General features: G+C 70.3%; 11 protein-coding genes and 1 pseudogene. 3 read left to right on the top strand and 9 right to left on the bottom strand.

What is annotated here, in order from left to right; all coding sequences use genetic code 11:
- Both ADBZ5U_RS11720 and ADBZ5U_RS11715 read right to left on the bottom strand, forming a co-directional pair.
- The coding region (locus tag ADBZ5U_RS11720) for a M56 family metallopeptidase (RefSeq protein WP_526265600.1) at window positions 1–741 on the bottom strand (741 nt) is incomplete at its 3' end.
- Window positions 742–774: 33 nt separating this feature from the next.
- A complete protein-coding gene (locus ADBZ5U_RS11715; RefSeq protein WP_526265598.1) occupies window positions 775–1,164 on the bottom strand; it encodes a BlaI/MecI/CopY family transcriptional regulator in 390 nt (129 codons plus the stop codon).
- Between the two features lie 102 nt (window positions 1,165–1,266).
- Between ADBZ5U_RS11715 and ADBZ5U_RS11710 the strand changes: the two genes are divergently transcribed.
- Window positions 1,267–1,680 carry a PaaI family thioesterase gene (locus ADBZ5U_RS11710; protein ID WP_526265596.1) on the top strand — a complete coding sequence of 138 codons (414 nt, stop codon included), beginning with the start codon at window positions 1,267–1,269 and terminating at the stop codon, window positions 1,678–1,680.
- Window positions 1,681–1,686: 6 nt separating this feature from the next.
- Here the strand turns inward: ADBZ5U_RS11710 and ADBZ5U_RS11705 are convergent, their stop codons facing one another.
- From ADBZ5U_RS11705 to ADBZ5U_RS11675, 7 genes and pseudogenes are all read right to left on the bottom strand, one after another.
- Complete coding sequence (locus ADBZ5U_RS11705; RefSeq protein ID WP_526265594.1) at window positions 1,687–3,048, bottom strand: sensor histidine kinase; 1,362 nt, start codon at window positions 3,046–3,048, stop codon at window positions 1,687–1,689.
- A gap of 31 nt (window positions 3,049–3,079) precedes the next feature.
- On the bottom strand, window positions 3,080–3,466 hold the full coding sequence (locus tag ADBZ5U_RS11700) for a hemophore-related protein (protein ID WP_526265592.1): 387 nt from the start codon (window positions 3,464–3,466) through the stop codon (window positions 3,080–3,082).
- A gap of 63 nt (window positions 3,467–3,529) precedes the next feature.
- Complete coding sequence (gene ndh / locus ADBZ5U_RS11695) at window positions 3,530–4,927, bottom strand: type II NADH:quinone oxidoreductase Ndh (RefSeq protein ID WP_526265590.1); 1,398 nt, start codon at window positions 4,925–4,927, stop codon at window positions 3,530–3,532.
- Window positions 4,924–5,877, bottom strand: a complete 954-nt coding sequence (locus tag ADBZ5U_RS11690; protein ID WP_526265588.1) for an LLM class F420-dependent oxidoreductase — start codon at window positions 5,875–5,877, stop codon at window positions 4,924–4,926. Before ADBZ5U_RS11690 ends, ndh begins: the two co-directional genes overlap by 4 nt.
- A gap of 133 nt (window positions 5,878–6,010) precedes the next feature.
- Window positions 6,011–6,163: pseudogene (locus tag ADBZ5U_RS11685) on the bottom strand (pyruvate kinase); the annotation flags it as partial.
- Between the two features lie 42 nt (window positions 6,164–6,205).
- The gene (locus ADBZ5U_RS11680; RefSeq protein ID WP_526265586.1) at window positions 6,206–6,580 is read right to left on the bottom strand and encodes a hypothetical protein; all 375 of its coding nucleotides are present in this window, start codon (window positions 6,578–6,580) and stop codon (window positions 6,206–6,208) included.
- A gap of 9 nt (window positions 6,581–6,589) precedes the next feature.
- Window positions 6,590–6,985: a hypothetical protein gene (locus tag ADBZ5U_RS11675; protein WP_526265584.1), complete on the bottom strand. Its 396-nt coding sequence runs from the start codon at window positions 6,983–6,985 to the stop codon at window positions 6,590–6,592.
- A gap of 346 nt (window positions 6,986–7,331) precedes the next feature.
- On the opposite strand from ADBZ5U_RS11675, the gene ADBZ5U_RS11670 reads away from it, so the two are divergent.
- Window positions 7,332–8,147 carry an ABC transporter permease gene (locus ADBZ5U_RS11670; RefSeq protein ID WP_526265582.1) on the top strand — a complete coding sequence of 272 codons (816 nt, stop codon included), beginning with the start codon at window positions 7,332–7,334 and terminating at the stop codon, window positions 8,145–8,147.
- A complete protein-coding gene (locus ADBZ5U_RS11665; protein ID WP_526265580.1) occupies window positions 8,140–9,222 on the top strand; it encodes a sulfate/molybdate ABC transporter ATP-binding protein in 1,083 nt (360 codons plus the stop codon). Before ADBZ5U_RS11670 ends, ADBZ5U_RS11665 begins: the two co-directional genes overlap by 8 nt.
- Window positions 9,223–9,435 lie beyond the last annotated feature (213 nt).

The raw sequence follows: 9,435 nt of genomic DNA, 5'->3' as shown, positions 1-9,435 counted from the left end.
GGTGGGCCCGCCGGCGGCCAGCGCACCGCTCGGCGCGGGCCCGCACCCGCAGGCGACCAGGGCGCGGGCCAGGGGCCGCGGGCCGGCGGCGCGCACGGCGGCGTCGTCGGCGAGCAGTTCGACGAGCAGTCGCACGGCATCCAGCGCGCTGCCGCTGCGCACCAGGCGAGGGAAGGCGGTGTGCACCGCGATGAACGCCTCCAGGACGAGGTCGTGGCGGGCCCGCAGGTGGGCCCGCTCGTGCCGCAGGATCGCGGCGAGTTCCGGCCCGTCGAGGGCACGGAGCGTGCCGCGGCTGAGCACCACGCGGCTGCGCATGCCGGGCAGGCAGTACGCCAGCGGCTCGGCCACGTCGAGCACCCGCACCCCGGTGAGATCCCGGGGTGACTCCCCGAGCAGATCGACCACCATGCGGTGGTGGGCCCTGCGCCGGCGGGTTCCGACAGCGACGTCGACGACGGCGACGACGAGGCGGCCGCCGATGGTCAGCGTGAGGACCAGGACGGGGACCGACCCCAGCCACACCGGCCAGCCCGGGGCGGCGCCGGAATCCGGGATCAGCAGCCCGGCCACCAGTGCCAGGCCGGCGCTGAGGGCGGACAGCACCGCGGCCAGCGCAACCGCTTGCCAGAGCACGACCGCGGCCCGCGGTGCGCGCATCGGCCAGGCCGCCCGGGATAGCAGGGCCGGCACCGGACCGGCGAGGGCCACCGCGAGGAGGGCGAAGGCCACCGCTGACACGCCTGACAGTCTTCCCCAGCGAATCCGCGGCCGCTACAGGATTCGGTGTTTGGTGTCCAGGTCCGACAGCGCCCGCCGCAACGACTCGGCGTCCTCGGCGCCCACCCGTTCCACGAAGTGGACCAGGGCGGCCCGGCGATCACCGGAGTCGGAAGCCTGCGCCAGCGCATCCACCATCAGGCCGGCGACCAGTTCATCGCGGCCGTGCCTGGCGGTGTAGCGGTGCGCACGGTCGTCCCGGATCTGCACCACCAGGCCCTTGCGGGCGAGGCGTTGCAGGACGGTCATCACCGTGGTGTAGGCCAGATCGCGCTCCGCGCGCAGGCTTTCGTGAACCTGACGGACGGTCTGCGGCTCGTCGGCGGCCCACAGGTGGTCCATGACGGCGCGTTCCAGGTCCCCCAGGCCGGTCAGCTTTGCCATGCCCTCGTCTCCCCTCGCAGTCGAGGCTGGTCGACATACTACCGGACGTCGTACCCGCGATTCGCCGGTTGTACCGCCCGGGTGCGCGTGTAGAACTGAGACGTGCATCCCGAGTCCGGCCCGAACCCTGAGTTGTCCGCACCCTTCGACGCCGAGATCGGGTTGACCTACACCGAGGTGACGCCGGACGGGGTGCGGGCGGAGTTGACGGTCAAGCCGACGCTGCTGCAACCGATGGGGATCGTGCACGGCGGAGTCTGGTGCTCGGTCGTGGAGTCGCTGGCGAGCGTCTCGGCCTACGTGTGGCTTTCGGCGAACGGAGGCGGCAACGTGGTGGGGGTCAACAACAACACCGACTTCCTGCGGGCGGTCACCGGGGGGACCGCCCACGCGGAGTCCGAACCCGTGCACCGGGGCCGTCGACAGCAGTTGTGGCTGGTGACGATCCGCGACGACCGGCGGCGGCTGGTCGCCCGGGGTCAGGTCCGGCTTCAGAACCTCCCCGCCCAGTCCTGATCCGGGCTAGGCCGAGTCGGCGGCCAGTCGCAGGGACAGTCGGGCGCCACCCAGCGGGCTGGTGGCCAGATCGGCTGTGCCGCCGTGGAGTTGGGCCTGTTGCGCGACGAGTGCCAGACCGAGTCCGGAGCCGGAGTGGCCGGCCGTCGACCCGCGGGAGAATCGCTCGAAGACCGCGGCGCGCTCGTTTTCCGGCACGCCGCTGCCGTCGTCGTCGATGGTGACCTCCACCCCGGCCGGCGAGCTGTGGGCGGCGAGCCGAACCCTGGTCGCGCCCCCGTGCCGCACCGCGTTGGCGATGGCGTTGTCGAGCACCAGGCTCAAACCGGCCGGCAGGCCGACCATCGGAACCGCCGGTGAAGGCACCAGCGAGACTTGCAGATTCGGGTAGGTGCGCTCGGCGTCCTGCGCGGCGCGGTCGAGAAGTTCGGTGACGTCGAAGGAGACGAAGTCGTCGGCCGTGGTCAGCTGGCCCTGCGCGAGCCGTTCCAGCGCGCTCAGGGTGGATTCGATCCGGCTCTGGGTGCGGATGGTGTCCCCGATCACCTCCTTGCGCTGTTCGTCGGGCAGGTCCAAGGTCGCCAGCACCTCGAGGTTGGTGCGCATGGCCGTCAGCGGCGTGCGCAACTCGTGTGAGGCCACCGCGGCGAAATCCCGCGCCGACTCCAGTGCCGCTTTGGTCTTCGCCTGCTCGTCGCCGATGCGGGCCAGCATGTCCTCGACCGCCTCGCCGATCTCGACGGCCTCGCGCACGCCGCGGACCTGGACCTCCTCGGGTTTGGACTGGGCGCTGATCGCCCGGGCCTGCTGCGCCAGCAGGCGGAACGGGTCGACCATGATCAGTGAGATGAACCAGCCGACGACGACGGTGCCGGCGATCACGCCGGCGCAGATTCCCACCACGCGCCAATGCAATTGGTCGATCCGGCGCTTCGTTTCGGCCAGCGGCGCACCCAGGGCGATGGATGCGACACCCACCGAGAAGGTGCGCACCCGGTACTCCACCCCGTCGATCGTCGTGCTGGCGTATCCGTCGGCCAGTTTCGGCAGCACGACGTCGGCGGGCACCGACACGGCCGTGGACCCGGCCCGGACGGTGCGAACCAGATTCCCGTCCGGACTGGGCGTTCCGGCCGCGGACGGCTGGGACAGCAGCGTGCTGAAGTCGCCGAGGCTGCTCACCGAGTCCAACCGCCGGTCCAGTTGGTTGTACTGGTCGTTGGTGACCCCGACCCACACCCAGGTGCCCAGTGTGAGCACGAGGATGACGACGGCGAGGGCGGCCGTGATGACGATGGTGCGCAGCGACAGCGTCCGGGTGGGTAGCCGCCGCAGCAGTCGGTAGACCAGTTCGTCGGGTTTCACCATGGTGCTGGCCGGCTGAGGCCGGGACCGCCGCTCAGATGGCGTCGGCGAGGATGAGCGCGCGCTGCGGCAGGTTGCAGCGGTCGCGGAAGTCCCGGGAGGGCTTACGGATCGCCTCCAGTTCGGCCCGCACGGTCGGGTTCGCGTTCAGGTACGCCTCGGTCTGGTCGCGGACCGCCGTCTTGGGCTGGCCCTGCAGGCCGGTGAAAAAGGTGTTCACGTCGGGGTGGGTGAACAGGTACACCGACATGGCCGCGGAGATTCCCGACATCACGCCGGTCATGTCCGCGCTGGTGCAGCCCGGCGGCAGGTCGTCGGCGTGCGCATGGGGGGTGCCCAAGCCGCCGGGGCCGATCAGGATGGCACCGGCACCGAGGGCCGCGGCGGCGGCGCGAAGCAGTGACTGGCGGACGGCTGACATGGTTTCCCCTTATGCGGCCGGTGCGGCGTGGTGCGTCGCGGTGGATCTCAATGCTATTCGAGTTCAGCGGTTCCAGTTGAGCGAGTCGGGGTTGGAGGTGACCGGGACCTCCTCGACGCGCTCGATGATCTCCTCCAGTTGCTCGAGTCGGGTGCGGGCGTAGGCCTGCTGCTCGGTGATCGTGAGCTGACCGCGGCGGCTGCCGATGAAGGTGCCGATCCAGGACAGCGCGGTGGTCAGCCGCGCCTTGAACCCGACCAGGTAGATCAGGTGCAGGAAGAGCCACGACAGCCAGCCGATGAACCCGCCGAACTCGATCGGGCCGGCCTGGACCACCGCGGAGTAGCGCGACACCGTCGCCATCGAGCCCTTGTTCAGGTACCGGAACGGCTCCCGTGCCGCCGGGTCGGCGCCGTTGAGTTCCGCCGCGATCAGCCTGGCGGCGTAGGAGGCGCCCTGGATGGCGCCCTGCGCCTGACCGGGAACGCCCTCGATCGACGCCATGTCGCCGACGACGAATACCTCGGGGTGCCCCGGCACGGTCAGGTCCGGCAACACCTTGACCCGGCCGGCCCGGTCGATCTCGGCCCCGGACTGGTCGGCGATGTGCTTACCCAGCGGGCTGGCCGCCACACCGGCGGACCACACCTTGGTCTGGCACTCGATGCGCTCTTCCCGGCCGTCGTCGTGGACGACGTTGATGCCGTTGCGGTCGACGTTGGTGACCATGGCGCCCAGTTGGATCTCGACGCCGAGTTTCTCAAGGCGCGCGGCGGCCTTCATCCCGAGGTTTTCGCCCATTTGCGGCAGCACCGCGGCGGCGGCGTCGAGGAGGATGACCCGGGCCCCGGTCGAGTCGATGTGGCGGAACGCCCCTTTGAGGGTGTGGTCGGCGAGTTCGGCGATCTGGCCCGCCATCTCCACACCGGTGGGGCCGGCGCCCACCACGACGAACGTCAGCAGCTTGGCCCGTCGTTCCGGGTCGTTCGACCGTTCGGCCTGCTCGAACGCGCCCAGGATGCGACCGCGAAGTTCGAGTGCGTCGTCGATGGTCTTAAGACCCGGTGCCCACTCGGCGAAGTGATCGTTGCCGAAGTACGACTGGCCCGCGCCGGCTGCCACGATCAGCGAGTCGTACGGGGTGCGGTAGGTGTGGCCCAGCAGCACCGAGTCGACGGTCTTGTTGGCGAGATCGACGTAGGTCACCTCGCCGAGCAGCACCTGGCAGTTCTTCTGCTTGCGCAGGATCACCCGGGTCGGCGGGGCGATCTCGCCCTCGGAGATGATGCCGGTCGCCACCTGGTAGAGCAGCGGCTGGAACAGGTGATGGGTGGTCTTGGCGATCAGCTTGATGTCGACGTCGGCCCGCTTGAGCTTCTTGGCCGCGTTGAGGCCGCCGAAGCCCGAGCCCACGATGACGACCTTGTGCCGGTCGGACGGAGTCGCGCCGGGATGGGTCATTCTCGCTCCTGGATCAACGGATCTTCCGGTGGGCCGGCTCCGACGATCGGACCCAGCGCCGCGCCGACTTGGGTGATCGACCCGGGCACGTAGGAGGGGATGTTCACGATCACCCCGTCTATCCCGGCGTCGAGCACGTTGGCCTGCACCGCCTCGGCGATCTGCTCCGGGCTGCCGGCCACCATTCTGCCGCGCATTCCGCGGGGCACCATGTCGGCGGTGAACCCGGGGTCCGGAACGACCGTCAGCAGCACGCTGGTCTCCAGGCCGGCGGGGTCGCGGTCGACCTCCTCGCATCGCCGCGCCAATGCCGCGACCTTGCCGGGCAGCTCGGAGAACGCGGCGATGATGTTGAGGTGGTCGAAGTGGCGGGCGGCCAGGCCGAAGGTCTTCTTCTCACCACTTCCGCCGATCATCAGCGGAATATGCGGGCGGAACCGGGGTTCGGCCATCGCCTCCTCGGTCCGGTAGTACCGGCCGGTGAAGCTGACCCGCTCGCCGGCGATCATCGGCAGCAGGATCTGGAGGGCCTCGTCCAGCTTGGCGAACCGCTCGGTGAAGGTGCCGAATTCGAAACCCAGTTGGTCGTGCTCGAGTTCGAACCAGCCGGTTCCCATGCCGAGCACCGCCCGGCCCCGGCTGATCACGTCGAGCGTGGTGATGATCTTGGCCAGCAGGGCCGGGTTGCGGTAGGTGTTGCCGGTGACCAGCGTGCCCAGCAGCACCCTCTCGGTGGCGGTGGCCAGCGCGCCGAGCGCGGTGTAGGCCTCCAGCATCGGCTGGTCGGGTGAGCCCAGCATCGGCAGCTGGTAGAAGTGGTCCATCACGAAGACGGCGTCGAAGCCGGCGGCCTCGGCCTCCCGGGCCTGCGCGACGACGGTGGCGAACAACTCGGTGACCGGTGTTCCGTAGGAGAAGTTCGGGATCTGCAGCCCCAGTCGGATCGTCACCCGGCTGACACTAGCCGTAGCCGATCGCCGCTCTGCGGCCGATGGTCACGACCCGGCCGGCGACGGCGGTCTGTGCGACCAGGGCCGCGACGACCGCCCGGTTTCGTCAGAGGCCTTGCGGACACGGGCGTAGGAGGCGGGCGTAGGAGGCCTCGTGGTCGGAGTGGTCGCCATGGCTGAAGTTCATTCGGGCGACGTCCATTCCGGCCTCGAACGAGGCTTTCACCATGTCGTCGCTGTCGGTCGCCGGGCCGAGAGTACAGACGATCTTTGCGCGCCGCGTCACGACGCCCGAGCATAGTCCGGACCGGCTATCCGCAGCGTCCTGTTACGCCGGCGCGAAGGCTTGGAAGAACAGTGGAAACGTCCCCAAAACGCCGAGCCCGACGAGGACCAAAGATGCGGCAAGTCGTCTACCGGACTCAACGGACTGGGTGCGGTACAGCATGTGGAGGATGCCCCAGGCGATCAGCCAGACAGCGACCGCACCGATCGTCACGCCCGACAGGGGACCGACGGGATCGTAGAAGTTGAGGAACTTCTTGATGGTCCGGTTGGCCTCGGCAAGGGTGGTCAGGATCCCCAGCGCAAGCGCGCCAATGCCAGCGGCGAGGATCGCGGCAGCCACGGGCCCTTCCGGCTGGTCCGGAACATCGGCTAACTCGGGGAGCGGGGTAACGCCGGAGTTCGAGTTCGATGCCATTCCATGCTCCTAGGTCAAGGGGGCGTTCTTAGTGATCAGGGCCCCGAAGAGCCCGGCCACTCCCGCGAAGGCGAATGCCAGTACGAACAGCAAGACAGTGGTTTTGCGCAATCGTTCGTGGCGGATGAGGCTGCTGCCGTAGTACAGGACGATGAAGGCCACGGTGGTGGCCAGGATCGGACTCAGCCAGGCGACGTGCTCCTTCCACTCCATGCCGAAGTGGTGCCAGTCCGCCCTCGCCGGGTCGGCGAGTAGCAGCGATCGGGGGCTGTTCGGGACATCCTCGCGGTACCACGGGTACACGACCCAGGTCCCGGTCAGCACCGTTCCCCACGCTGCCACCGCCATCGCGGTTACGCCGACCTTCAGACGCCGGATCCTGCCGCGGATGCCCTCGGCGGTCATCTGATGGGGTCGAAGACCCCAGAGCCCTTCGAGGCCACCTGCGAAGCCCAGCAAGAACACAGCACCAAAGACCATTCCGTGGAGCAGCGTCCAGAACTCACGATACGTCAGACTCACTTGCCACCCCCCTCGCCCGCTAGCCCTTGGAACGGGCAATCCCCGAAAGGACGATAGGGCAACAGATCTTGGGACGGTGGGATATTCGCCCCGAACTGAGCGGCAGGTGTCGTCGTCGGACTGATCTGTCCTCGCTGTGCTGATCGCAACGATCAGCTCGAGAACGCAGGGCGCTGGCCGTCCGGCCGGTGCCGGAACGCCCTTGCCACCTCCCGATTAGGGTCAGCTGATGGGGTCGCCCGGGCCATCGCCGGCCGCGCTGCCGCGCTGGCTGTACCTGCCCGCCGCGGTTGGGGCGGCGTTCATCGCACTGCCGTTGCTCGCGCTGGCCGTCAAGGCGGACTGGACCGGATTCGGGGCGCTGGTCACCAGTCAGCCCTCGCGGACCGCGCTCGCGCTCAGCCTGCGCACCGCCGCGGCCAGCACGCTGCTGTGCCTGCTGTGCGGTGTGCCGCTGGCCTTGGTGCTGGCCCGCCATCACGGCCGGGCCGTCCGGATCCTGCGGTCCCTGGTGCTGCTGCCGCTGGTGCTGCCGCCGGTGGTGGGCGGTCTCGCCCTGCTCTACGTGTTCGGCAGGTTGGGGCTGCTGGGCCAGCACCTCGAGGCGGCCGGAATCAGGATCGCGTTCAGTACGGCGGCGGTGGTACTGGCACAGACCTTCGTCTCGCTGCCCTTCCTCGTGATCGCGCTGGAGGGCGCGGCGCGCACCGCCGGGAGCGGCTACGACCGGGTGGCCGCCACCCTGGGTGCGAGCCCCTCCCGCGTCTGGTGGCGGGTGACGCTGCCGCTGCTGGGCCCCGGTCTGCTGTCCGGCGGGGTGCTGGCCTTCGCCCGCGCGCTGGGCGAGTTCGGTGCGACGCTGACCTTCGCCGGGTCCCGACCGGGAGTGACCCGGACCATGCCGCTGGAGATCTACCTGCAGCGCGAGGCCGATCCCGCCGCCGCGGTGTCACTGTCGGTGCTGCTCGTCGTCGTCGCCGCCGCGATCGTGCTGGGCCTGGGCCCGCGACGGCTCGCGGGAGGCGGGGGGAGCGCCGGTGGCTGAGCTCGAGGTGGCGGTCAACGTCGCGGCGCGGGACCTGGACGTCGCGTTCGGCGTCGGTCCGGGCGAGGTGCTGGCCGTGGTTGGCCCCAACGGGGCCGGCAAGTCCTCGGCCGCCGCCGTGGTGGCCGGCCTGTTGCCTGCCGACCGGGCCGTCGTGCGGGTCGGGGGGCGGACCTTGACCGACACCGACGCCGGGGTGGACGTGGCGGTCCACCGGCGGCGGGTCGGGCTGTTGCAGCAGGAGCCGATGCTCTTTCCGAACATGAGCGTGCGGGGCAACGTCGCCTTCGCCGCCGGGCGGCGGCGAGCCCGGCACTGGCTGGACCGGGTCGACGCCGGCCCGCTGGCCGACCGCCGGCCGGGGGAGTTGTCCGGCGGTCAGGCCCAACGGGTGGCGCTGGCCAGGGCGCTGGCCGCCGAACCGGACGTCCTGCTGCTCGACGAGCCGCTGGCCGGTCTGGACGTGGCCGCGGCGACCTCGGTGCGGACGGTGCTGCGCGATGTGCTCGCCGACCCCGCGACCGGGACCCGCCCCACCGTCCTGATCACCCACGACCTGCTCGACGTGCTCGGACTGGCCGACCGGGTGCTGGTCCTGGAAGCGGGCCGGATCGTCGAGTCCGGCGCGGTGGGCGACGTGCTCGCGGCCCCGCGCAGTGGATTCGGCGCACGTCTGGCCGGGGTGAACCTGGTTCGGGGTGTGCTGGTCGGTCCGGCGACATTGCACGCCGACGGGCAGCTGTGGCACGGCCTGCCGGGCCGGGACGGCGAGGCGCCGGCGGTCGGCCGGGGCGCGGTGGCGGTGTTCGCGCCGGCGTCGGTGGCGGTGTACCGGGAACAGCCCCAGGGCAGTCCGCGCAACAGCCTCAGGGTGCGGATCGCGGAACTCGAACTGGCCGGCGGGGTGGTCCGGGTGCGCGGCGCCCAACAGTCCGACGGGCTGCCCGGGGTGGCCGCCGATGTGACCCCGGACGCCGTTGCCGAGTTGCGCCTGACGATCGGCGACCCGGTGTGGTTCACGGTGAAGGCGCAGTCAGTGAGTTTGCACACGGGCCGCCGGTCCGATCAGACGTAATCGGGGAAATTTGCCCGAATCGTTGTCAAACAGCAGCCGACACAGCCGAGTGCGAACTTGCGCCACGGCTGCGACACGGTAGGTTTTGCGCCATGACGCAGCCGGACTCGACTTCACGACGCCCCGGACTGTGGACGGCACTGGCCGCCACAGCCGCCGCGGGAGCCAGCGCAATCGCGATCGCCCTGCCGCCGACCACGGCGGCGGCCGACC

The organism is Mycobacterium sp. (assembly GCF_040398885.1).
Lineage (GTDB): Bacteria > Actinomycetota > Actinomycetes > Mycobacteriales > Mycobacteriaceae > Mycobacterium.
This window is presented reverse-complemented; position numbering and strand designations above follow the sequence as displayed.